The organism is Komagataeibacter melomenusus (assembly GCF_013155395.1).
Lineage (GTDB): Bacteria > Pseudomonadota > Alphaproteobacteria > Acetobacterales > Acetobacteraceae > Komagataeibacter > Komagataeibacter melomenusus.
Genome location: NZ_JABJWC010000001.1, coordinates 1 through 24,049, shown reverse-complemented (window position 1 = coordinate 24,049; position 24,049 = coordinate 1). Strand labels below are relative to the sequence as shown.

The 24,049-nt window shown below is 58.1% G+C and carries 21 protein-coding genes and 6 pseudogenes; 9 read left to right on the top strand and 18 right to left on the bottom strand.

The window, feature by feature from the left end; translation table 11 throughout:
* Positions 1-62 precede the first annotated feature (62 nt).
* The 3 genes from HNW77_RS00130 to dcm form a co-directional block, all read right to left on the bottom strand.
* Positions 63-1,421, bottom strand: a complete 1,359-nt coding sequence (locus tag HNW77_RS00130; protein ID WP_172154228.1) for a type II restriction endonuclease — start codon at positions 1,419-1,421, stop codon at positions 63-65.
* 115 nt (positions 1,422-1,536) lie between these two features.
* Positions 1,537-1,983: a very short patch repair endonuclease gene (locus HNW77_RS00125; RefSeq protein ID WP_241694207.1), complete on the bottom strand. Its 447-nt coding sequence runs from the start codon at positions 1,981-1,983 to the stop codon at positions 1,537-1,539.
* A 31-nt stretch (positions 1,984-2,014) separates the two neighbouring features.
* Positions 2,015-3,274 carry a DNA (cytosine-5-)-methyltransferase gene (dcm, locus tag HNW77_RS00120; RefSeq protein ID WP_172154224.1) on the bottom strand — a complete coding sequence of 420 codons (1,260 nt, stop codon included), beginning with the start codon at positions 3,272-3,274 and terminating at the stop codon, positions 2,015-2,017.
* A gap of 284 nt (positions 3,275-3,558) precedes the next feature.
* Here dcm and HNW77_RS00115 point away from each other — a divergent pair, with 284 nt between their 5' ends.
* Complete coding sequence (locus HNW77_RS00115; RefSeq protein WP_172154222.1) at positions 3,559-3,798, top strand: hypothetical protein; 240 nt, start codon at positions 3,559-3,561, stop codon at positions 3,796-3,798.
* 591 nt (positions 3,799-4,389) lie between these two features.
* Here HNW77_RS00115 and HNW77_RS00110 read toward each other — a convergent pair.
* The gene (locus HNW77_RS00110) at positions 4,390-4,959 is read right to left on the bottom strand and encodes a hydrolase (RefSeq protein ID WP_172154220.1); all 570 of its coding nucleotides are present in this window, start codon (positions 4,957-4,959) and stop codon (positions 4,390-4,392) included.
* Positions 4,960-5,052: 93 nt separating this feature from the next.
* On the opposite strand from HNW77_RS00110, the gene HNW77_RS00105 reads away from it, so the two are divergent.
* A complete protein-coding gene (locus HNW77_RS00105) occupies positions 5,053-5,712 on the top strand; it encodes a TetR/AcrR family transcriptional regulator (RefSeq protein WP_172154219.1) in 660 nt (219 codons plus the stop codon).
* An 85-nt stretch (positions 5,713-5,797) separates the two neighbouring features.
* Here HNW77_RS00105 and HNW77_RS00100 read toward each other — a convergent pair whose 3' ends face one another.
* Positions 5,798-6,913: a metallophosphoesterase gene (locus HNW77_RS00100; protein WP_172154218.1), complete on the bottom strand. Its 1,116-nt coding sequence runs from the start codon at positions 6,911-6,913 to the stop codon at positions 5,798-5,800.
* Positions 6,914-7,043: 130 nt separating this feature from the next.
* On the bottom strand, positions 7,044-8,024 hold the full coding sequence (locus HNW77_RS00095) for an SDR family NAD(P)-dependent oxidoreductase (protein ID WP_172154217.1): 981 nt from the start codon (positions 8,022-8,024) through the stop codon (positions 7,044-7,046).
* 121 nt (positions 8,025-8,145) lie between these two features.
* On the opposite strand from HNW77_RS00095, the gene HNW77_RS00090 reads away from it, so the two are divergent.
* The gene (locus HNW77_RS00090; protein WP_172154216.1) at positions 8,146-8,727 is read left to right on the top strand and encodes an SbtR family transcriptional regulator; all 582 of its coding nucleotides are present in this window, start codon (positions 8,146-8,148) and stop codon (positions 8,725-8,727) included.
* Positions 8,728-8,884: 157 nt separating this feature from the next.
* Here HNW77_RS00090 and HNW77_RS00085 read toward each other — a convergent pair whose 3' ends face one another.
* Positions 8,885-9,103 carry a ChaB family protein gene (locus tag HNW77_RS00085; protein WP_172154510.1) on the bottom strand — a complete coding sequence of 73 codons (219 nt, stop codon included), beginning with the start codon at positions 9,101-9,103 and terminating at the stop codon, positions 8,885-8,887.
* 199 nt (positions 9,104-9,302) lie between these two features.
* On the opposite strand from HNW77_RS00085, the gene HNW77_RS00080 reads away from it, so the two are divergent.
* From HNW77_RS00080 to HNW77_RS00065, 4 genes are all read left to right on the top strand, one after another.
* Positions 9,303-9,572 (top strand): hypothetical protein, encoded by a 270-nt coding sequence (locus tag HNW77_RS00080; protein WP_172154215.1) that lies wholly within the window; start codon positions 9,303-9,305, stop codon positions 9,570-9,572.
* Positions 9,573-9,634: 62 nt separating this feature from the next.
* Positions 9,635-10,378, top strand: coding sequence for a DeoR/GlpR family DNA-binding transcription regulator (locus tag HNW77_RS00075; protein WP_172154214.1), 744 nt, complete (start codon positions 9,635-9,637; stop codon positions 10,376-10,378).
* Positions 10,379-10,393: 15 nt separating this feature from the next.
* Positions 10,394-11,464 (top strand): oxidoreductase, encoded by a 1,071-nt coding sequence (locus tag HNW77_RS00070; RefSeq protein ID WP_172154213.1) that lies wholly within the window; start codon positions 10,394-10,396, stop codon positions 11,462-11,464.
* Positions 11,455-11,958 (top strand): heme-degrading domain-containing protein, encoded by a 504-nt coding sequence (locus HNW77_RS00065; protein WP_172154212.1) that lies wholly within the window; start codon positions 11,455-11,457, stop codon positions 11,956-11,958. Before HNW77_RS00070 ends, HNW77_RS00065 begins: the two co-directional genes overlap by 10 nt.
* Before the next feature lie 155 nt (positions 11,959-12,113).
* Here the strand turns inward: HNW77_RS00065 and HNW77_RS00060 are convergent, their stop codons facing one another.
* Positions 12,114-13,457 carry a PQQ-dependent sugar dehydrogenase gene (locus HNW77_RS00060; protein ID WP_172154210.1) on the bottom strand — a complete coding sequence of 448 codons (1,344 nt, stop codon included), beginning with the start codon at positions 13,455-13,457 and terminating at the stop codon, positions 12,114-12,116.
* A gap of 242 nt (positions 13,458-13,699) precedes the next feature.
* Positions 13,700-13,825, bottom strand: a complete 126-nt coding sequence (locus HNW77_RS17580; RefSeq protein ID WP_241694196.1) for an NAD(P)H-dependent oxidoreductase — start codon at positions 13,823-13,825, stop codon at positions 13,700-13,702.
* Between HNW77_RS17580 and HNW77_RS17575 the strand changes: the two are divergent.
* Positions 13,808-13,957, top strand: a pseudogene (locus HNW77_RS17575) (alpha/beta hydrolase); the annotation flags it as partial. The gene HNW77_RS17580 and the pseudogene HNW77_RS17575 overlap by 18 nt on opposite strands.
* Positions 13,958-14,022: 65 nt before the next feature.
* On the opposite strand, the gene HNW77_RS00050 reads toward HNW77_RS17575, so the two are convergent.
* From HNW77_RS00050 to HNW77_RS00020, 7 genes and pseudogenes are all read right to left on the bottom strand, one after another.
* Complete coding sequence (locus HNW77_RS00050; RefSeq protein ID WP_172154208.1) at positions 14,023-14,385, bottom strand: winged helix-turn-helix transcriptional regulator; 363 nt, start codon at positions 14,383-14,385, stop codon at positions 14,023-14,025.
* A gap of 26 nt (positions 14,386-14,411) precedes the next feature.
* Positions 14,412-15,221: pseudogene (locus HNW77_RS00045) on the bottom strand (IS5 family transposase).
* Between the two features lie 239 nt (positions 15,222-15,460).
* Positions 15,461-16,193, bottom strand: a pseudogene (trbB, locus tag HNW77_RS00040) (P-type conjugative transfer ATPase TrbB); the annotation flags it as partial.
* Between the two features lie 310 nt (positions 16,194-16,503).
* Positions 16,504-17,310, bottom strand: a complete 807-nt coding sequence (locus HNW77_RS00035) for a hypothetical protein (RefSeq protein WP_172154206.1) — start codon at positions 17,308-17,310, stop codon at positions 16,504-16,506.
* A gap of 689 nt (positions 17,311-17,999) precedes the next feature.
* Positions 18,000-18,845: pseudogene (locus HNW77_RS00030) on the bottom strand (transposase); the annotation flags it as partial.
* Between the two features lie 100 nt (positions 18,846-18,945).
* Positions 18,946-19,239 (bottom strand): annotated as a pseudogene (locus HNW77_RS00025) (transposase); the annotation flags it as partial.
* Positions 19,240-19,880: 641 nt separating this feature from the next.
* Positions 19,881-20,219 carry a hypothetical protein gene (locus HNW77_RS00020; RefSeq protein ID WP_172154204.1) on the bottom strand — a complete coding sequence of 113 codons (339 nt, stop codon included), beginning with the start codon at positions 20,217-20,219 and terminating at the stop codon, positions 19,881-19,883.
* A gap of 745 nt (positions 20,220-20,964) precedes the next feature.
* Here HNW77_RS00020 and HNW77_RS00015 point away from each other — a divergent pair.
* Positions 20,965-22,090: pseudogene (locus HNW77_RS00015) on the top strand (transposase); the annotation flags it as partial.
* Positions 22,091-22,197: 107 nt separating this feature from the next.
* Here HNW77_RS00015 and HNW77_RS00010 read toward each other — a convergent pair.
* Positions 22,198-23,793: a putative bifunctional diguanylate cyclase/phosphodiesterase gene (locus HNW77_RS00010; protein ID WP_241694194.1), complete on the bottom strand. Its 1,596-nt coding sequence runs from the start codon at positions 23,791-23,793 to the stop codon at positions 22,198-22,200.
* A 138-nt stretch (positions 23,794-23,931) separates the two neighbouring features.
* The coding region (locus tag HNW77_RS00005; RefSeq protein ID WP_018308590.1) for a transposase at positions 23,932-24,049 on the bottom strand (118 nt) is incomplete at its 5' end.

The following is a 24,049-nucleotide window of genomic DNA, read 5'->3' as shown; positions in this document are numbered from 1 at the left end:
GTTGGCAAGATCAGAGCATGTCCATTGAGGAGCTACAAGTAATATATATAGGAAATAATGTATTACTTCCAAGATGATAAATGCGGTTTGATGAATTCCTGGCAAAAGCGCCCGAATTCCATAACATTGGGATGACCTGCATATTCGGTCTCTTTCGCCTTCAGGAGGCTTTCCGGAATCACAAGCCTGACGCCGATAGATGCCATGTCCTCGATTGCATTGCCTGCGATGTTTTCGTCGACGGTCGTCAGAAACAGGGGGCGTCCTCCCATTTCGCGCTCCACCTGCTTCCAGCGTTCCCTCAATGTCGTTTTGGCGCTCAGGATCAGACCGGTTCTGGAATCTGCACGCCCGCTATCCACGAAAGCCAGGCTGGGGAGGATGAAATCCGGCCTCTTTTTTGATTCAAGGATGACCTGCTTCTCAAAGGGAATGCCACCGTCACGCAGCATGGCTTCAATATGATGCTCATAAGAGTAGCCTGCCCGGGATTTCCGTTGCTGCCCAGCCGACAGCATGAGTGCGTCGATCTCGGGACGCTTATCGATCAGGCGGCGGATGACCTCTGCCGGAGACGGCTTGTATGGCGTCTCGCCCATTACGAGGCGGACGAGATCCACGGCATATTTCCGATGCTGATGTTTGCGGAAAAGATCCCATTCGATAGTCCGGCTTAGTGTTCTCAGATCATCTCCGGGTTTTTCAAGGGAAAAGGGATCAATCTTCGTCAGGCCACGCTGCCGCATGAAGATGGCCTGGGCTTCGCGTGCGAGGTCAACGGTCGCCGGTATGACAGCACGACTGGCAGAAAATGTCCCGATTTCGCCACGTAACCACGCATCAATAACCTCCCCCGCAAAATCGAGGATCTTTCCCTGTTCTTCCGAGCGAATACTCTCGGGTTCAAACACGTCAGATACAAAATCAGCCTTGAGACCGAACAGGTCACGTAGCAGTTCAAAATCATCGCTGCCAGAATCAATGGTCAGGCATTCATAGAAGCGGTGCCCGTGTTTTTCCTGTCGTCCCATGACCAGAAAAGAGGCTGGCAGAAGATCTGCAAAAGCGGCTTTTGGCAGAACCGTCAGATGGGTCTCATTGCCTTTGCTGGTATAGTGCACCAGATGGCTCGTACGTTCCTCACCGATCTGTGGCCAGACGGTCGAGAAAAAAGCCTCACGGATTTCAGCGGCCCCGGGTTTTTTACGTTCCTTGACCATCAGTTGCGGAAAGAAACCGCTATCCCGGGATTCTACGGGAATAAAGACCCCGGCCTGATGTTTACTGCGCTTGCGGGCCCAGTCCCTATCATTGTTCCGCAGCTTTTTTACCATGATTTGATCAGAGGCCGCAAAAAGCTGTGACAGAAGGCTGGCGTCCGGAGCGGCCTGTTCAAGGGCCAGTTGAGTCTGCGATGACATTGGCATCCCTGATCTTATGAATACATGTAGCGCCAGAAAATAGATTTCTCAGTTCTGTAATAATGTATGCCAGACTTTAACATAGCGTCTTCCTGCTTCATGCTGCTGGTCTATGTCAGGATGGGACTGGTTCCGCGACAGTTCGTTCGCTACTACCCCTTATTTCCAGTTCGGTTACGTCCGATCTCAGCCATGACGCACAGGTTTCGAGGATTTTCTCCAGCGGGATACGCCCCCTCCCCCGTATTGCACATTCCCACACGGTTCCGACGCGCCAGCCGGAGTTGCGTAATGCGGGGGCGGTCCGGGCATCAACAGCCCGATTACGCGCGATCTTGCTGCGCCAGAATTCGGTGCGGGTACCCGGGAGACGGAAAAGATGGCAGTCATGGCCATGCCAGAAGCAGCCATGGATGAAAATTACGGCCCTGTATTTTGGAAATACCAGATCCGGCGTACCCGGCAGCTTTCTGTCATGCAGTCTGAAGCGGAAACCAAGGGCATGCAGGCCTTTTCGCAGGACCATTTCCGGCTTCGTATCTTTCCCGCGGATACCAGCCATCATCCGGCTCCGCTGTTCGGGTGAGACGATATCAGGCAACAGCGGCCTGCCGACGCGCCTGAGGCAGCCCCGGGATATCAGGCTGGGACCATACCGGCACGGCAGACTGCCGCGCGAGGGCTGAGCGGATATAGGGTTTCATCGCGTTGGCCAGAAACTCGATTACCGGCACTACCACCGCATTTCCGAACTGGCGATAGGCCTGCGTGTCCGAAACGCCGATTCGGAAACGACGTGCTCCCCGGTCAAACCCCATCAGACGTGCACATTCCAGCGGGGTCAGGCGACGTGGACGTTTGCCTTCCTGTCTGATCAGGATCTCGGAGCCATCCTTGTGGTACCGGGCTGACAGCGTCCTGGCGACATCGTCCGGTCCGAACAGCCCGAAACCGAAGCCGTTACCGGCTGCAGCATGTTTGGCCTTGTAATTCTGGAGATAGGTCCAGAGATGTTCCGTGAGGGTGTATTTCGGGTCCACCTCATCATGTGGCAAAAGGATTGAACCGAGCCGGGGGCCCTGCTCCGCAGGCGGGATCGCCAAGGACGCCAGATCAAACTCCGTTTTTTCACGAAAACCTACGATAAAAATACGTTCCCGCTTCTGGGGAACCCAGGACGCCGCGCTGATCACCCGCGTCTGGACATGATAGCCCAGTTCTTCCTGAAGAACGTGCATGATGGTGGCGAAGGTACGCCCCCTGTCATGCCGTTCCAGATTTTTCACGTTTTCCAGCAGAAAGGCTGCTGGTCGGTGATGGGCAATGATCCGGGCCGTATCGAAAAACAGGGTTCCCTGTGTGTCGCACAGGAAGCCATGGGGCCTGCCCAGAGAATTTTTCTTGGAAACGCCGGCGATCGAAAAAGGCTGGCAGGGAAAGCCGGCAAGAAGGACATCGTGCTCGGGGATCAGCGACGGATCATCGGCAAACGGCCGGATATCCCCGCTGATTTCGTGATTGTCCGGATAATTGAGCGCATAGGTCTGTCGGGAGAACCGGTCCCACTCCGAGGTGAAGACGCATCGACCGCCAATCCCTTCAAAGCCGATCCTGAGACCACCAATACCGGCAAACAGGTCAATGAAGCGGAAGTTGACCCTTTCCTTTTCGAACGCACGGAGCCGTTCATTGGCGATATGGCGTAGCAGTTTGAGTGCCGTGCGGCTCGCCGCACCGGGCATATTTTCGTAACGATATACCGTCCGCTCTCCCAGTCCCAGTTCTTCTGCCGCCTGATGGAGCGTAAGGCCTGCCCGGTCACGCAGGAGACTGAATTCTGTTCGCGTGGGCATGAAGGTGTTTCCGATATCGGTAGACTAGGACTGTATCTGCCCTAATGGCAGAATCCTTCCCGGAGAGCAAGCGATTGTTCTTCTCATGTTCTTCTAAAACCTTCGATATGGCTTTTTTCCAACATCGATTTGCTAAGCTTTTCTGAGACCAGATGTAACAGGATCGGGCTTCTACCATTTATGCGACTGTCGCGATGAATGGCTTTTCCTATGCGCGGGATGACGATTTTTCTCTGAGAAAGGAGTGTCAATTTCTCCGTTGGCAATGGGACTTAAAAAACATCATGTATGATAATATCAATGAGTATGTTTCTTTTGAACCAGCATGGGAGAAAAGCGCCTTTCCAAAGCGTGGGACGCGCATGTGGTGTGATAGCGGTGTCGGTTTATATAGAGGCGCTGCTTATGGACAGGTCGGCATGCGTCGCGGTTGGCGTGGCATCATGAAAATATTTTATGGGTATAATGCCGGGTATGGCGATAAATCTGGAATGTTGAAATCTATGTATTTCAGCATATTATAACAGATAAATGATGCCCTTCCCCTCCGCCAGAACTTCTTGTAAATAAACAAGAAATTGCCAAGCGCCCTACGGGGCGCTTTGGTCGTTTCTGGACGGTTTTTCAGGCCGGTGTGGGGGATTTTGTGGGGACCCCTTCAAAAATCTGCTCCGCCTGGAACTGGACCCGTTCCTGTTCTTCCACGGTTAGGAAGCCCAGATAGTTCTGCTCGGTCACCTGCACCGAACTGCCCTGGATTTACCGGAGACCCGGTCATCGGGACAGGGGCGTGCCGTATCCGGACGGGTCGTGATGACCTTCCTGCCCCGGATCCCCCCCCCTTCAGACCCATTTGCCGCATCAGGCGCTCAAAGTGCAGCGCACGACCTGCCGCCCTTCACGCTGCAGGCTGTCGTCCGAACAGCCAGGCTTGCCACCAATCTCGCGACAGGCTGCCTATAGGCTCGGATAATCCCGATCGATGCTCGTCCAGAAGGCGCACGGCACGCTCACGGAACTCAGGCGAATAACGCGATGTCTTCTTCCCTGCCATAAGGCTGATCCTCCGAGAGTTTTACTCTCCGGTAAATTCGGGGCAGTTCAGGGCGCTGGATTCAGGATTCCAGGGTAATGGCGTCAGCTGTCGTGACGCGTCCGAGCATCGGGAAAATGCAGTCACAGGCAAAGCGTTGCATCTCTTCGGAGAAGGTGGCGGTCAGGTCCGTGGCGATCACCACGTTATAGCCGTGCTCATATGCGGTGCGGGCAGTGGACTCGACGCCCATATTCGTTGCGATGCCGCCCAGCACGACCGTGGTGATTCCCCGGCGCCTGAGTTGCAGGTCGAGATCGGTTCCGTAGAAGGCGCCCCATTGTCGTTTTGTGACGCACAGGTCCGATGGCTTGGCCAGTCCGTCGACAAGGTCGGTCCAGTCCGGGGCAAATCCGCTCGGCGGCGGCGTGAAGGGACGATCGACTTCGGTATGCACGGCATCGGCGAAATCGGGGGCGAAGGCGACATTGACGAGGATGACGGGCGCGCGTGCTGCGCGAAAACGGGCGGCAAGCTGTCTCGAGCGTTCGACGACCGCCTCCCCTGTGAAGGGGGCGAGCGGGCGGCCGACAATGCCTTTCTGAAGATCGATCAGGATCAGGGCGGTGTGGGGGGCTGAAAGAGAGATCATGACGGTTCTTGCCTGCGGGTTCTGGAACTGTTGTCCGGGTGGAGCGGAACTGATAAAATTGAGGATACACTCAAGCAGGAGTATTATTTGAGCATGAACTCAAATACGTCAAGTGAGAAACGGGGCACACTCCAGCCGCGTCGCGCGTCCGGGCGGCAGCGGGTGGCGGAACTGCTGGCCGCTGCCTCCGATCTCATGGCGGAGCGCGGTTATGAGGCCACCACCATGGCCGAGATCGCCGCGCGGGCGGGAGCAAAGATCGGCTCGCTTTACCGGTTCTTTCCCAACAAGGAGGCCATTGCGGAGACGCTGCTACAGCAGCACATCATGGCCCTGCATGATGAATATGAAATGCTGGCGCAGCGCGCGGCGGATCTTTCGCCGGAAGAGCTGGCCGATGTCCTGATTGACCTGATGGCGACCCTTTACCCGTGCATGAAATCACTCCCCGCGCTAATGGAGGCCCGCACCGACAGGACGGCAATCCGTGACCGGTCACGCGGGCAGGCCCTGGCGGGGATTGCGGCGGCCCTGCGCATCTGCGCGCCCGGGCTGGAAGAACAGGTGGCCGGGGATATCGCGGCGGTTGTTCTGAACAACATGAAGGTCATGCTGGGCATGACCCTGAAGGATGCCCCCACCACGCCCGGTGCGCCTGACGAATTGCGGCGGATGAACCGGCTCTATCTGTCATCGCGGCTTGCGCCCTGTCGGGCGACAAAGGCGGTCCGGGGTTCCGGGGAGAACTGTTGATTTTCTGGGTAGTTATCGAACGCTCCGGGCCGGGGAACACCAGCCATAGGATATTGGAATTTTTCATATCAGGATAAAATTCCCCCTATCCCGCACGCAGGCTGAAACGGGTGATCTCCGATGGCCTGCCCAGCCGGAGCGCAAAGCCCGGCCACAGCCCGGTGCCATTGCTGACGTAAAGCGTCATGCCCCCCACATCATAGCGCCCGGAAACAAACCCGTTATTGCCGCGCGCGACGAGACGGTCGAGGCCAACAATCATCCCGCCATGTGTATGCCCCGACAGTTGCAGGGCAACACCGCGTGCGGCCGCTTCACGCGCGTCCCCGGGCTGGTGATCGAGCAGCACGACCGGGGCACCGGCAGGAATGCCTGCAAGGGCCGCAGCCAGATCGGGGCCAGCCTGCCCATGTCCGGGCGCCGACCGGTCGGTAACGCCTGCAATGACCAGTCTGGCCCCTGCCCTTGTGATGACTGCATGGCGGTTCAGCAGCATGTGGAAGCCCAGTTCCGACAGGTGCTGCATCCACTCGCCATAATCGAAGAAATATTCATGGTTTCCCGGGATCGCCAGAACGCCGTCCGGCGCATGTAGCCCCGCAAGCGCTGCCACGTCGGCACGGCGCATGGCCACCGAGCCGTCAATGAAATCGCCCGTTACGACAATCATGTCGGCCCCGGCCGCGTTGGTGCGCTCGACAACCGCCCTTGCCCATCTGGCGGGAAACAGCCGGCTGATATGCATGTCGGTCAACTGGACCAGCCGATACCCATCAAACGCTGGCGACAGGCCGGGAACGCTGACGCTCACATCCCTGACCGGCGGCACCCGCAGCGCATTGGCAACGCCGATGGCGGAAAGCATCCCGGCAAGACCACCCACGCCCGCCCGTGCTGCCACCGGGATACGCACCGGCTGCCACGTTACCAGCGCAACCAGCAGCGCACCGAGATCAAGCGCGATCTGGAGCAGCATGAGAAACGCGATTGCCCCGAACGCCCAGTTAAACAGGATAATGACAGGCCGGGGAAATTCGGGCGCAAAGACCGAACCCGAGGACAGCCGGGACCAGTAGTGGTACAGTGCGGCTACGACCACCAGTGCCGCAGCAATCCCCTTCAGCCCCAGCGGAAGCGGCAACGGCCAGAGCCAGTTCAGGATCACGACAAGAAGGGGCAGGCCAAAAACAACAAGGCGCATTCAATATCCTCGCACGAAAGCGCAGGGAGACATTTTCCATCCCCCTGCGTGTCCGCGCCATCCATATCGGTAAAATGTCTGTCGGGGTGTCAGTTCGGCCCGTTATGCCACAAGCAGGGCTACGGGTGACTCAGGAGAATTTTTCCCCGACCATTGCCTCGCTTTTGGCCCATAGGGCCTCGGCATGTGCGGGATCGACCGCGTAGGCCCGCACGCCTGCACTGACCAGACTGATCGGCTGGTCATCGGGCACGACCGGGCTTACGTGGCAGTCTTCGCAGTAATGGCCGCCGATCGCATCAGCTTCCGCCTCCGCGCCTGCCCAGACGGATGTGGCCGCGCCCTGGGGAATGGTCTTGAACCGGAATGGCGGTTTGCCTTCCGCCGCAGCCTGTTCATTGATCCGCGCCACCATTGCCTCGATGCCGCCTGCCGGCATGTAACGTGTCAGTTCGGTCAGGATTCCACCCGGATGCACTGCCGCAGCACGCACGCCGCGTGCACGGTGCCGCGCGTCAAAGGCTATGGCAAACAGGATGTTGGCTGTCTTGGAGCGGCCGTAGGCGATGAACGGATCGTACGGCGTATGCTCGAAATTCGGATCGTTCAGGTCAACATCCGCAAAGCGATGTCCGGCCGAGGAGACATTGACCAGCCGCGCACCGGCGCGCATCAGCCCCGCAATCCGGTTGACAAGGACGAAGTGCCCCAGATGATTGGTGCCGAACTGCGTCTCGAACCCGTCCTTGGTATGGCCAAATGGCGTTGCCATCACGCCCGCATTGGCGATGACCAGATCGAAGGGCAGACCGGTTGCGTTCAGTTTATCGGCGCAGGCGCGCACGCTGCCCAGGTCCGCCAGGTCCAGGGCGACCAGTTCAAAGCGCCCGCCCCCCTGCTCCGCATCCGCACGCACCTGCGCGGTGGCATGCTCGGCTTTTTCCAGATTGCGCGCGGCACCCACCACATGGGCACCATGGGCGGCAAGGGCGCGCGCGGTTTCAACGCCCAGACCGGCAGAAACGCCGGTTACAAGCACGCGTTTGCCCTTCAGCGATACGCCGGAGAGGACATCGTCCGTTGTCGAGCTTGCGCCAAAAGTCTGTGTCATGGGGGAAACTCCCTGAAAGGATGCATCCGTTTTTTGCCGAAATGGCCTGCAGGATGTTATATGGAGTGTAGCTCCGTTTGATATATGCGGAGGATTGCTCCGTTTAACAAGAGGGAAACCGGTGACCGACGAAAAAAAGCCGCGCCGCCGACCGCGCAGCGATGGACAGCGCAACAGGACAAACCTGCTGACCGTGGCCAAGGCCGCGTTTACGGCAGGGGAAGTCGATATCCCGCTGGATGAGGTCGCCCGGCGTGCAGGTGTAGGGATCGGCACGCTATACCGCCACTTTCCCAATCGCGACGCGCTGATCGAGGCGGTCTATCGCGCTGAACTCGACCGCCTTGCCGATGCCGCACCAGTTCTTGCCGCGCAGCATCCGCCAGTGGAGGCGCTGCGGGCGTGGATGCGGCTGTTTGTTGACTATATCGCCGCCAAGCTGGTGATCGCCCCTGCCCTCAACGGGCTGGCAGGCGGCACGGGCACGCTCTACGCCCAGTCCGGCACGGTTTTGCAGGGTGCGATCGAGGGGCTTGTAGCGGCCGCCGTTGCCAGTGGCGAGATCAACGCGGATATCGAGCCGGTTGACCTGCTGCGTGCCCTGGCGGGGGTCTCGAACTACGCCGCGGGTCCCGGCTGGGAGACCAGTGCGAAGCGCCTTGTCGATATTCTCATCGCCGGATCGCGGGTATCGGCATCGTAACTGGACGGGCGCGTTCTGGCCGCCATTCCTTGCTGGAAGCGTCCGTCTGCCGTAACGGTCAGGCCCCGCGAAAAACGCGGCTGTCCGCGCTGTTTAACCAGTTCACGCGAGGAATACGTTCATCCAATACTTCCGAAGACACCACAGGTGACACCCGTCAGGCATCATTGCGTGCGACCCAGACGTTACCATCCTTGACGTATTTACGCTTTACCGCTGCCCACGCGACGCGATTGGCCGCTTCCTCGGGGTCTTCGCCTTTTGCACCATATTCGGTCCAGGCATTGTTGAATGCGGCCCGGAAAATTTCCTGGGCATGGGTGGGCAGGTGCAGACGGACCCGGTCCGGCAGATCCTCGATTGATGAATAGGGCATCACGGCACTCCATTGGTCAGGATTGCATCTTTCACGTGGAGACATCTACGTAAACCATCAGGCCACATACCACGGCCGGTCGGCTGCCGTGCCCGTGCTGGATCAGGTCAATCCGGACCGTTTTGCGGATCACAGGCAGTCATGCCGAAAATGGCCCAGCGGAACGCGACGCCCTGCCGACACGCCATGAGCGCAACCCATGCCAATATTATCCCATAAGCCAGGTCTTGCGACAGTTATCGATAATTTTGTTGAACAATGTGATCTGCATGCCCATTCGGCGCGGCTTTTCGGCTGGATCATCGAAGGCAGGCTGGCGGTCCACATCGGCGGCACCTATCCGCTAGCCAATACCGCCTGCGCCCATGCCAGCATAAAAAAGCCGCAAGACGATCGGCAAACTCCTGCTGCTTCCCTGAACATACCGGAAATTCGCGATTGTCCGGGGCAGGCAGCCATGCACCCCTAACCAAAATTTGCGGTTTTATGCATTATATTGCGTTTTTATGCGGTATTGATTAGAGACCGCACATGAGCAGACTTTCACGGCAACAGCGCCTGCTGGCCATGCTGACCGATACGGGCGAACTGCTCGTGTCAGAAGCGGCCGCCGTTCTGGGCGTGTCGGATGACACCATCCGGCGCGACCTGTGCGCGTTGCAAAAGCAGGGCTGCCTTCGCAAGACACATGGTGGTGCCGTGTCGATTGATCTTGGCGGCATGCCGCGTACGACACGCTCCAGCCTGCTGCCCGTGCAGAAAAAACGGATTGGTGAAGCGGCGGCCGCAGCCGTTCCGGCCGGGGCCACGCTGTTCCTTGATGCGGGCAGCACAACCCTTGCAATGGCCGAAGCACTGGCAGTACCGGCAACGGTCATCACCAATTCGCTCGACATTGCCAGCCGGATAGAGGGACGGCCAGCACTCCGGTTGATCCTGGCGGGTGGGGAATGGGATTCCCGGCAACGGCTGTTCTCCGGTGCAGCGGCCCGGTCCGTACTGGGCCAGTATCGCGCCGATATTGCCATCCTTGGAGCCTGCGCGGTCAGCACCCACGGAGCGGTGACAGCAGGCGAAGAACGTGATGCCGACATGAAGCGGAGCATGATCAATGCTGCCAGTGAAGCCTGGCTGCTCACCGATCATCTCAAATTTGGCCATGTCGAACCGCACCACGTCGCAGACCTCGCGCAATTCTGCCGTGTCTATTCGGACCGCTCCCGGCCTGGCCCCGCCATGGAGCAGGCGCGGCCGGAATTCATCGTGACATCCTGAAGGGGGCATCGGATCATGAGCCAGTTTCCTCCCGTCATCCGTGTCGGCCTGATTGGCTACGGATTTGCGGGCAAGACATTCCACAAGCCCCTGCTGATGGCGGAGCCGCGCATGCGGATCACTCGTGTCGCATCCAGCAACAGCGGGAAGGTGCATGCCGACCTGCCAGACGTGGCGGTGGACGCTGATCCTGCAACCCTCATTGCAAGTGAGGATGTCGATCTTGTCGTCATCGCAACGCCGAACGAATACCATGCCCCGCTGGCACGACAGGCGCTGCTTGCTGGCAGGCACGTCGTCGTGGACAAGCCCTTCACGCTAACCCTGGCGCAGGCGCGCGAACTGGTGGCGCTGGCGGCCTGGCAGGACAGGTTGCTGTCCGTGTTCCATAACCGGCGCTGGGATAGTGATTTCCTGAGCGTGAAGAATGCGATCGCAGGCGGACTGATCGGCCGGGTGACGCATTTTGAATCCCATTTCGACCGCTTCCGGCCCGTCATCCGCCAACGCTGGCGCGAAGGCCGCGCGCCTGGGGCCGGCCTGTGGTTTGATCTTGGCCCGCATCTGGTCGATCAGGCGCTGTGCCTGTTTGGCCTGCCCGGCGCCGTGCATGGCGACCTGATGATGCAACGCGAAGGTGCCCTGTCGGATGACTGGGCGCATGTCGTGCTGGAATATGACCGGCATCGCGTGATTTTGCACGGCAGCATGCTGGTTGCAGGCGGGGTGCCGCGTTTCGTCGTACACGGCGAGAAAGGCAGCATCCTCAAACGCAGGCCGGACAGGCAGGAAGCCCAGCTTCTTGCGGGCATGCTACCCGGCGATGCTGGCTGGGGGCATGATCCCGACCCGCTTCTTGCCTATGGTGGAAATGGATCGGAACAGGAGATTCCGGCACTCATGGGCGATCAGCGATGCTATTACGCCGGCATCGCGGATGCATTGACAGGGAGTGGCCCGAACCCTGTGCCGCCGATCCAGGCCCTGGCCGTGATGGCCGTTATCGAAGCCGCAAACCGATCTGCCCGCGAGAAAGCATCCGTAGGGCTGGATCTTACCAATGGGGAAATCGCCGCATGGCCATAGCAGATGACCTGCGCATGATCGCGCAGCAGGAGCGTGAACTCGCCTTTGCGACATTTGATGAGGCCGATGCATGGCAACTGGGCCAGTTCCTGCGGGAATGGGGACAGGCGAACCGGGCCCCGATCGCCATAGATGTCCGGACCTTCAACCGCCCCCTGTTCTTTGCCGCCCTGCCCGGATCGACGCCGGATAATACCGACTGGATCCGGCGCAAATGCAACATGGTTGATCACTATCGGCGAAGCAGTTACGCCATCGGGCTTGAACTGAAAGCAAAGGGCGTGACGCTGGAGGAACGCTATGGTTTATCACTCCGGGATTACGCCCCCTATGGCGGCGCCTTCCCGATCGTGCTGGACAAAACCGGCGTGGTTGGCGCCGTGACCGTCTCGGGGCTGGATCAGCGTGAGGACCATATGCTGGTTGTCACGGCGATCTGCACGGCTCTCGGGCTGGACGCAAAGAAATATGCCCTCCAGGCAGTCACGACCTGAGTCCTGATCACGCCAATGACGGGCATCCATGATGCCGGTTCCACTTTTTCAGTTAACCGCTCTCCTGATGGCATCAGTCCGTCAGGAGCGCGGCATATGTCATCCCTCAACGGACCCAAAAGAAATAAGCCGGGTGCGGCCGGTCTGCACCCCATTCATTCGGCGGCATTACGGGAAACACGCCATACGACGCCGCCCACATCGTCGGCGACCAGCAATGCGCCCGCATTATCAATCGCAAGGCCCACGGGCCGACCATGCACGTGCGCTTCGTCGGCCGTCAGAAAGCCTGTAAGTGCATCAACCGGCGGCCCGGCGGGCTTCCCATCGGCGAATGGCACATAGATGACCTTGTAGCCGCTTTTGGGGCGGCGGTTCCACGATCCATGCTGTGCCACGAACATCCCGTGGCGCCAGGCATCCGGAAGCCGGGTGGCATCGCGGGAGAAGATCATGCCGAGGGAGGCCGTATGCGGGCCGAGCGCGTAATCCGGCGCGATTGCCTGTGCAACGAGGTCGGGTCGCTGCGGCGAGACCCGTGTATCAACATGCTGGCCGTAATAGCTGTAAGGCCAGCCATAGAATGCGCCTTCCTTGACCGATGTGATGTAGTCGGGGACGAGGTCGCTACCGATTTCGTCACGCTCGTTGACCGCCACCCACAGGGCACCACTTTCCGGCTCAAAGGCCAGGCCGTTCGGATTACGCAGCCCCGTCGCATAGGGCGTCAGCTTTCCCGTGCCCAGGTCGAGCCGGTCGATCCGCGCCCGTCCCTCTTCGGCTTCCATCCCGTTATCGGCTACATTGCTGTTGGACCCGACGGTTACATACAGGAAACGCCCATCCGGGCTGGCGAGCAGGTTTTTGGTCCAGTGATGGTTGTAGCCCGCTGGCAGATCCACAACCTTGGTGCCCGGCGCATCAATCCGCGTGTCACCGTCATGATAGGGAAAGCGGAGAATGGCATTGGCGTTGGCGACATACAGGTCATTGCCCACCAGCGCCATGCCGAAGGGCGAATAGAGATGGTCAAGAAACACCGTGCGGGTATCCGCTGCCCCATCGCCCCTGGTGTCGCGCAGCAGGATGATCCGGTTCGGGCTGGCCGCTCCCGCGCCCACCTTACCCATCACGAACCCCGCGATGCGGTTTTTAAGTGTCTGGACATCCGTTTTGGGCGAGTTGCTCTCGGCTACCAGAATATCGCCATTGGGCAACCGATAAAGCCATCGGGGATGGTCGAGTCCCTTCGCATAGGGCGTAACCGCCAGCCCCTGAGCGGGTGCGGGCGTCTGCCCCTCTGCCCAGCCCATGGGCGTCGCGACATTGACGGTCGGAAACAGGGTATGGTCGGGCTGCGGCAGATCAGGGTGCGGGCCTGTTCCTGCGGCTACGGGAAGGGATGCAGTTTCCGGACGCAGGATGAGTTCCCATGTCGCGGCACCGAGCACTGCCAGTCCGATCACTCCGGCACTGCTCCAACGTATCCATGTCTTCATGCTATTCTCTCGGTTCCCTGTTACCCGGAAAAAAAACTCTGTGATCCGTGCCATGATTGAGCGCGGCCCCTGGCAGGACAAAGCCAAGAATTCCTGCAAGATGGGCACGGTAGCGCGCGACGGTCCACCCAACGACCGGTTCCTTCATAACGTTTGGCGCAAGATACGTTGCACGCGGCGCCATGCCCGGAAACTGGCTGGCCTTGTGGAAGGGAAAATAGGTCGCATCAGTCCCCTTCCCTTCAAAGAACCGGGCCGGATCGACAAAGGCGTGTCCACGGCGCACCCATCCACCAGCCCGGCATCTGAGAGATGACCAGATCGGCCCACAGGATATTCTCGATTTCGGCCTGAATAGCGCAGCCCATGCCACTTCAGGAGAGATTGCGGGTGTCGTGCTGGCTAAATCGGTGTCCGTTACGGGCAGCAGCGGGGAAACCGTTTTTAGCGCCCATCCGGAGAAGATGCAGGCTCCCGTTCTCGTTGTTGCCAATATGGATTATTCGATTGCGAGGAAAGTTAAAGCCACTGCCTCTTTGGTTTGTGCAAACATTCGCGGTCAATCTCAATCAGCAGCTTTGTTCCGCTGGACAGAATGGGCATGCCGGTCGCCCCACGTCTTGAGTGCCTGAATGACCGGCTTCAGGGTCTTGCCCAGATCGGTCAGGGCGTATTCTACATGCGGCGGCACCTCGGGGAAGACGGTGCGTGATACCAGCCCGTCGGCCTCGAGTTCGCGCAACTGGTTGGTCAGCATCCGCTGCGTGACGTTGGGCAGGCGGCGGCGCAGTTCGCCAAACCGCAGCACCCCGTCCTCGAACAGATGATACAGGATCAGCGCCTTCCACTTGCCCCCAAACAGTTCGAGCGTGGCTTCCACCGTGCAGCCGGGGCTACAGGCCAGCGTGGTGTGACGGATGCGGGGCATGGTATCATTCCTGACACTAGAAGGTGTTATGCACCTTGGGCGAGCATAGCTGCATTTCCAAGCATGAAGCACGCGAACGCGATGACATGGAGACTTGCGAGGGTTTAGGCATAACGCTCGTAATCCTTGACGAGCCTGCGGCAGCGTGCTGCCCATGCGAAAGATCGTTCAACGACTCATCGGCGCGTCAGCAGGACAAAGCCGCGCTTGGCCTCGGGCAACCTGACAACTTCAAGGGTAATCCCCAGGGCCCGTGCTGCCCCGACAGGTTTCTCGCCGGTATACCCCTGATCGACATAGGCCAGTTCAACGCTCTCGTCTGTCGCGTCCTGAATGGCGGCAGCAAGACGTCCCGCCTTGGCGCGATCATCCCGGCTGGCTGGTGTGACATGCAGGGCCAGCAGGTGGCCCAGCGTGTCCACGGCCATATGCAGCTTTGATCCCCTTTTGCGCTTGGCCCCATCATATCCGGCGCGGGAACCGCTTTCCGGCGTCGAACGTAATGTCCGGCTGTCGAGAATGGTGGCCGTTGGCTCCGCCCTGCGGCCAGAAGCGATACGCAGCACGGCACGCAGATCAGATACCAACGCGTCAAAACAGCCTGCCTCAATCCAGCGACGGGATCGCTGGTAGACCGCCGACCACGGTGGAAGGTCATTCGGCATGGCGCGCCAGGCAATTCCGTAACGGATCACGTAACGCAATCCATTGAACAGTTCGCGCAATGCGTGATGTCGTTGTTCCGCATCCTCGCGCATCAGGACCAGATACGAGACAACCAGAGACCATTCTTCGTCTGATACATCAGAGGGATACGGTTTGCGGGCAGGCGTCATCCCTCATTACTGCACCAATCAGGCACGAAAGTACATAACGCCCTCTAGGCGTAAGTAGCCTGTGTGCTTGCTACGCGCTAAGCGAAGCTGCCACTTTTGCCTCTTCTCGGACATCGCGGGCAAGATGTTCGCTTCCGGAAACCCGACATGACCGAGGGGGAATGCGAACATTGGTCTCAGCCAATCCCGGCGCGGTTCATCACACGGACTACCATCCACCCTAATCGCAAACGCCGAAGGTGGCCGGTACCCCAAGCCTTGAGCAGGTTGAGGGCTTCGGCTCCCCTCACCTCGCCAACCGGAATGCGATCGGGGCGCAGGCGTAGCGACGACCGGACCAGATCGGACAGCGTGACAACGCCGCCCTTGATCCGCAGCGCGACAAGTTTGGGAGCCGCGCGTTGCAGTTCACGGGTGTCCTCGATCAGCACAACTACGGTCACCACTGGTGGCGATCTCCGCCAGCAGGGCGTTCACCAGGGTTGTCTTGCCCGTCGAGGTGCCCCCGACGACAAGGATGTTCCGGCGCTGGCGGACAGCCTCACTCAGGATATCAGCCTGCGTGTCGGTCATGATTGCGGACGCGACATAGTGAGCCAGTGAAAACACCGCTACGGCGGGACGCCGGATCGCAAAGCAGGGTGCTACGACCACCGGTGGCAGCAGCCCGTCGAACCGCTCCCCTGTTCCCGATAGTTCGGCGGAAACGCGGGGGCAGGCAGGATGGACTTCTGCCCCGACATGATGGGCAACCAGGCGCATGATGCGTTCAGCATCGGCCGCATTGATCCGGGTGCCCGTATCCTCCATGCCGCCTGCCAGACGGTCGATCCAGAGCCGTCCGTCAGGGTTGAGCATGACCTCGGCGATGGCGGGATCGTCGAGATGACAGGCAATTGCGGCCCCCAGTGCGTTACGCAGCATGCGCGCTCCACGGGCAGCCGCTTCGGAACGAAGAGAAATGACGGACATGGAAGACCCCGGCGGCAGGCCTCGCAAGCGAGGCGGTGACGTAACGGGGTCAATTAGAGAAAGACACGGCCACGCAAACGTAACACGTCAGTTGCGCGATAGGGCTGCCGGATAGAGAAACTTGCGTCAGGACCAGCGACGCCCGCGATAATAGACAGTCCCACCGGACATGAATTAGTCCGTCTTATCGGTTAAATTTATGCCCAGCGGATCGTTCATTCCTACGACGCCATCACCGGTCTGAAGCGGCAGGGCCGCATACTTTCCAGTTCCCGTCGCCACCATGCCGCGAGCACCGGAGAAATACGGATCAATGTCGCGCAACTACGCTGGTCGTGTTGGCAACAACGGGCGTGCCCGCAGCCGGTGTTACGGCGGGCGGGGCAAGCGGTGCGCTGGCGGGCACGACCGTGACAGGCGGGGCCGCGTTGATACCGGTTGCACCGCCAACAGAAGAAGCTGCGGCATCATTCAGTTGGACGATATCATCGGGCTTGGCAAACAGGAAACGGGCATCCGGCTCCAGACCCAGCGAGCGGCCGCGCGTGCCATCGCCCTGCTCGGTTTCAAAACCGGTCAGATGACCTTTGGCCACACGCCTGAAGACACCGCTCATGCTCTGAGCCACAAACTGTGACCGTGTTCCCTGCACGCCCGATGCGATAGCGGTGGCGATCAGTCCACCGATCCCGTGCATGCTGGGATTTGCCTGCACCGCGTTGATCTGGATGGAGCCGAGAATCACGTTATTGCGTGTTATGACCGCTTCGACCTGGGTTGCGGGGGATTTGTTCCAGATCTGGTAGCCAACGGCGTCGCCCTTCTGCACGCGCGTAACACAGCCTGTCAGTACATAAGCATCCGGCACGGGGGTCAGGCTGACCGAAGGGAACACGCCATGTTTGCTGTTGATCTTCTCATACAGGGCCTTGGGTAGATGGTCTGCCACTTCCTGCGCGCGGGGATTACCGGCCTCGGCGGTAAATGCACCGATCTGCAGTGGGGCCTCACCCGGTTTGAAATCGGATGAGAATTCATAAACCCACGAAGGTTCGGGGTATGCCTTGATGTCCTGCTTTTTGGGAATGGTAAGTGCCGGCTTTTCTTTGGCCGCCATGACCGCGAAATCATGATACGTCGCAGCCGACAGCGTGCCGCCAGGTTCAATTGCGAAGGGGACCGGACGCTGTGGATTACTACAGGCCGCAAGAACACAGAACGGCATGATGGGCAAGACGATTTTTATCAGTTTCATAAATGTATGACTTCCGCAACAGGTTACAAAATGTTGCTAAGACATAGTAATAAAAATTGCCACATTTTTTCCATATTCTGGACCAGAAAAATCGATTTCCATTCTATTTTAAATAGCACCTATTCTGTACACTTATCTGAACAACAGTTTTCTAAAAATTTTTAATCCATCATTTCTTATCTAACGCGATGAAACATTCCTGTAAAAATGAATTTATTACTTATATATCTCTATAAAAACAACGAGACTGCTGATTATTTTGCGCCATATGGCTTATTTGTTGAGTTTCAGAGCGAACCGATCAGGGTGAGGTAGAAATTTTCATCGAGATTTGGCCCATGCCTCCACATTCCCCGGCAACATCTGCTGAGCACTACAGTTGCATTTTATAATGTGAGTGAGCACGGATAGCGCTGGCCTGATGTGTTCGTCGAAAGACAGACCATCTGAGAATGTGGGCGACGGATAACCTGCGTTGTGAGAGTTTTACGACGAGGCGCCTGATTTCCTGAATGGACCAGCGGACAAGGACTGTCGTGTCCTGTGCGGTGTTTTTTCGGTTTCAGTGAGTTTGCCTGGTAACGGACACTGGCCATGACGGCATAGGCCAGCATGACCAGGGAGACATGCCTATGCCATCCATGCCAGGAGCGGGTTTCGTTATGATCGAGACCGAATTCGTTTTTTGCAGTCTCGAACCCTTCTTCAATTCTCCAGCGCGTCCCTTCGACGTTTACCAGTTCCTGCGTGGTTGTCCCTTTCGGGCACCAGGTCGTAAAACAGGCAAGGTCCCCGTCAGCGATGTTCCGGCGGATCAACAGGCCACGTGTCCATGATCCGAACCAGTGATTGCCCATGACCTCAAGGACATATCCAATTCCTGCCCGGCGAAGCGTGCGTTCCACGTCGCCCACGCCATAAACGCTGCTTGCTGCAACCCAACGGAAAGGCACACCAGCATCCAGACACCGCTCGATCATCTTCGATGCCAGTGCCGGTCCGGCGGAACCCGTATACTGCCGCCCCATACCACAGGAGGCCTGGCCTTTCTTCAGAAAACCGGTCTCGTCAATGACCAGTACGCCCTCTTCAGTGCCCAGATGCCCGATCACATGGTCCCTGACGACATCACGAAGGACATCGGCATCCCATTGCCCGCGACCCAGAAGCGCCTGTTGCCGCCACGGACCAGGATCTCCTGCTGCTTATGCACGCATCCATCCTGTCTTGCGCGGTTCGTTACCAATCAGGACATCAAGGAAGGCGCACGCAGAAGCCGCAACACGCTTCTGCGTAAACAATGGTACAATCCGCTCCTTTGCAGCCCGGAGCCCAAACGCCCACAGTTCCAGCGTCTCTTCAACTGACGCCCCGCCATTCATGAAATCCTGAATCATGGTGATCCATAGAGTCAGAACTCACCATAAAATGCAACTGTAGTGTGAGGGCTTGATGAGTAATCGAAATACGAACTCGCGTAATCCGCCGCTAGTCGTGCGCAATCAGTTGCGGATCGAACGTTCCCGCGCGATCGCGTAGGATGTCCAGCCGCACCCGACCGGCATCCGTCAGCACGGTTTTTTGCCCGTCGCCATTACCACAGTTTGGGCGGCTGACCATAGCCTCGCCATCCAGATGGTAGTCCAGTTCGGCGTTGTGCAACCGCTCCGTCAGGACCTTCTTCATATCGCCCAGAAGAACGGCCACGTCCGAGATCGTGCGGACCACGCGACCAGCCAGAACCTGCTCCAGAACATCGTCAGGAATCACGGGCTTCTTGCGTCGAGACATGATGCTTCACCTTCCTCAGCATCGCACCAAACACACGAAATTCAGGATAAGTCCGGTATATAAGATACGCCGACAATGAAAACTTCATGCGTTGCAGGAAATATTGCAACCGATAATTCGAAATCTGTATATTCTGAGCATGTCAACAGAATATGCATGTTCTTTTTACGCTGCGTAATCCAGTTTCCTGGCGGGCTGCAAAGTCCTCCAGTTTTCGTCAGAGGTGGTATGATCTCGTTGCCATCTTCCGCGAGCGACGGGCTGTTCGCATGAACGGCGACAACCAAGCCAACAATATGTTGCAGTCTTGTCGCCAAGGTTCCCGGCCCCCGATGTTCTGCCTTTCTGATATTACAGCATGTTTCGAGGACGTGTTAACAGAATGGCATACAGGGTTGCTTATGATGATATTGCCATCGCTCATGTGGCCAGCCGCAAGTTCGACGCCGCGTTGGATCAGGCAGCCGTAGCGTGGGGAACAACCGTATCCTACTCATCCTTTTGTGCAACCTCAGCAGGTAAGACGCGTCGAATCATCCGGATCTGGGGGGCGGGCTGATTGACTACAGGTTTCAGTGGCGAGAGCAACGCTACGGTCTTTGGGTCTACGCTGAAATGGGGGAAAAGTTCACGTAAAATGGTTACGACGACCATGCGCATCTGCTTGTCAGCCCACTGGCCCGGTTGCCGTTCTCCCAACGAGAATAGGATTCCGGGGTCATCGTCAAGATTTCAGCCATCTTACCTGACCCCAGATTCAACATATCACGCATGAAACGGACTTCCTGCTGCAGCAGGCCTGTCGGGATCAAGACGCGCGCCATTGCCACCGCAGCAACAAGCCCTTCCATGTCGGGCACGGAAACCCCGATCACTTCCCCGGTGGTTTCGTCAATTTCTTCTTCTGCGGTGTCAATCAGCGTCACCGCATAAGGCAGCCCCAGGCCGTCTTTCTCACACGAGGGCAGTGTTCTGAACATAATTTCTTTCTTTCAGCGGAGCGCCATAACCGTGATGATACGAATGATACAGACCTCATCTTTCAGAGTAGCAACCACGCCTATCCGGCGACCGTCATTGTCGGCCCCAACCACGCTCTAGGTTTCATCACCGTCCAGTGGTGCTTCGATTTGATCGATGTTGCCACGACGGAGCACGCGCTCCGCGATCAGCTTAGAGATATGGCGTTCCCGTGAACGTTCTGTCGCATGGTGTGTCCATACGATCCTTGCTCCCTGCGTGATAGCGTTCTGCAATCTACGACGTTCTGCATCGTGCGGCACCGTTATCAAGTTCTCGTCGTGGAAATGGGTATTTATTGACGTAGTGTCAAATTCCCTTTCCAACCTCGCAGATTGGGAGGGGAATCGTCGTGTGGGAACGTGGGGAGATTTAGGCCTGTCCGACGTCTGATAACGGCGTCTGCCGTGCTGTTTGAAGGCCGAGTTGGATCAAGCGGCGGGCCGCTTCCGGCCGTGTGGGTAAATCAGACTGCCTGCGACGCCACTCGTCGATCATCTCCAACACAGACCGTTCCATGCGAACATTTACGGCCTCGCTATCGACGCGTGGACGCCTTTTTTTGGTTTCATGGCGCTATTTATTGGCATGGTCATTTTGTAGCGTTACAAGATACACGAGGCAAGCGGATTGCACCCGCAAGCCTCCCTAGCAGCCGGTCGAGTTGGGGTACCTTGTGCAAGGGTAAGGTTGTAAGATGGTGTGATGAGCAGCTTCATCCCGTTGACCGGTCTCAGCCGTATCTTCTGCCGCCTGATCTGAAGCCGTGGCTTCCAACTGGATGATATGGTGCATTTTGTTGTGGCTGCCCTTGAGCGGGCGACATATTGCGACATCGGCATACGCTTCGTGGCAGCGAACCTGCATCCGGATCGCGACACGATTGCCGTTTTCCCGCGGACGAACCGGGTGGCCATTGAAACCGCATTTGCATAAGTGCTGCTTCTGGTGCGCGAGACCGGACTGTTACGCCTGGGCGTGGTATCGATCGACGGCACGAAAATCGATGCCGATGCCTCCAAATACCGTTCGGTGCGCTACGACCGGATCGAGGCCCTGCCAGAAGAACTTGCCCGACGGGAAACGATGAAAGCGAAGCTGAACGAAGCCTGCGCCCGGCTGGAAGCAGATGCCAGGGAGCAGGTTGAAACGGCACGTCCGGCCTACAAGAAGAAAGCCGCTTATGATGCGAAAACAGGGCGTCGTGGCCGGGCGGGCGCCGAAACCGCCTGATGAGGAACCGCCACCCGACCGGCAGATCAGTCTGACTGATCCAGACAGCCGCCTCATGCGGCGCTCGGACGCCCATGAATTCCGGCAGGCTTACAATGCCCAGGCCGTGGTCTGCGCCGAAGGCAGCCAGCTGATCGTGACAACCGGCGTTGTCGCCACGTCAGCGAACGCGCCATCCTTTGCCGACACGGTGCTGTCGATGGAAGACACAATCGGTCTTCCGAAAACGGTGCTCGCCGATACCGGGTACGCCAACGGGCAAGCGGTCCAAAAACTGCGGGAAAAGGGCATTGATCCGCTGGTCGCCATTGGACGGCCCGGTGCCCGCAGGCCTTACAACTTCCGGCCCCGGCCCGCAGAAAAGGAGCCACGTCGGATAACTGAGCCCTAGCGGCCTACCATGAAGGACAGGCTGGACATCACAGAAGCCAGAGCTCTTTACAGACTACGCAAACAGACCGTGGATCCGGTTTTTGGAAATATCAAAAGTATCATGGGCTTCCTAAGATTCAGCCTGCGTGGCCTTGCAAAAGTCACGACTGAATGGACCCTCGTTGCACTCGCATATAACTGCAAAAAAATGACACGGCTTCAGGCAGAATGCCGGGTTAACCTCGACCTTATGACCCTCAAAATGGCCAACCCGACAGGCTGCCAAAGGATTTTATGTACCTTCAGGCAAGACAGAACCGATAATACGGAGGATTATTTATCACTGCCTTTTTTCATGGCGGGCATCAGCTTGCGTGGCTCGCGATACCATATTTCCAGATCGGTGGCCGACATCGGTTTCGCAAACAGGTATCCTTGGAGCACATCGCAATGAAGGCTTTCCAGCAGGTCGTACTGTGCCTCCGTTTCCACCCCTTCAGTCACGACGGTCATGCCCAGTCGATTGCCGATACCGATCACCGCAGTCGTGACAGCCTGCGCATTCGGATCGGTTTCAAGGTTCATGATGAAGCTACGGTCAATCTTGATTTCCGTCAGCGGCAGACGTGTCAGCCGTGACAGGCTGGAGAAACCGGTCCCGAAATCATCCATGGACAGCCCCACGCCCAGCTTGCGAATGGCGGAGAGGACGTTCATCGTCTCGTCACTCTCATCCATCATGACGCTTTCGGTGATCTCGACCGTCAGCCGCTCGGGCGCAAGTCCGTATTTGCGCAGCAGATCCGCAATCATCGGCACCAGGCTGCGATTATGGAAATGACCGGCAGACAGGTTGACCGACACAACCGGAATATGCACCCCATCGCGCTCCCACTGGGTGATCTGACGGCAGGCTTCCTCCAGCGACCACCTTCCGATCGCCTCGATCTGTCCCGTCTCCTCCGCCACGGCAATGAAGCGGGAGGGAAAGATATTCCCAAGCGTAGGATGGTTCCAGCGCGATAGAGCTTCAACGCCATAGATCTCTCCCGTCCGGGCTTCGATCTGCGGCTGGTAGTGCAGATTGAGCAGTCCTTTGGCCAGGGCATCCCGCAATGCGCTGCCCAGTACCAGCCGGTCCTGTGCTTCCTTGGTGTCGACCGTGCTGACCAGGCGGTAGCTACCGCGTGCTTCCTTCTTGGCCTGCCGCATGGCCACTTCCGCATGGCTGATCAGGGATTCTCCATCCGGACCATTTTCTGGGAAGGTGGCGATGCCAGTACTGAAGGATGCGGAGAGATGATTGCCCGCGACCTCAAGGGGACGCTGCATGGCTTCCGTTGTCGCTTTTATGAAATTGACCGCAGTTTCAGCTGTCGCGTTGGGGATAACGATAACGAAATCGTCACCACCAGATCGGCTCAGGATATAGTTGCTGCGGCAGAGTGTCTTCAGGCGTTCGGCAATGGCCTTGAGGAACGTATCACCCTGGATGTGACCCAGTGCGTCATTGATGTCCCGAAATCGATCCAGATCCAGAAGCAGCACGGCGAAGCGGTTATCGCCCGGCTGGCTGATCATGGTCTTGAGGACCTTGTGAAGCGATGAACGATTGAGGAAGCCTGTCAGCGGATCGTAATTGGCCAGTTGCGAAATATGCTGCCTGGCTTCGTACTGCTCGATCACAACCCCGCAGAATGGAACGGCACCGGATACGATTTTTTTTGGCCAGTCCGCCACCTTGTGCTGGTTGCGTGAATAGAGCGCAAGAATACCCGATATCTTGCCGTTGGGTGCCTTGATGGCCGAAGCCCAGCAGTCATGAAGACCCAGTGAGATTCCGACCGAGCGGTAACTTTCCCACACGATGGAACTGGCTTCGTCCAGATCATTTGCCAGCGCTGCAATGTCAGCGTCGGTCAGGGTCATTCCTTCCAGTGCCGCGACAAATCGGCGTGGCATACCGGCGCCTGAAAGAACCTGAAGGTGATGCTCTGGCGTGAGCAGCATCAGCACAGCGACTGAATTGGGGACAAACTCTTCTACACCCTGGCAGACTAGGGCCTGTTAGGGCTTGATCCAGTCTGCTGCGGCAGCGATGTGGATGACCGCGAGGAACGACGTTGCTGTTTTTTCATATCTGGTTGCGACAGCGCGCCACTCCTTGAGGCGAGCCCAGAGGTTC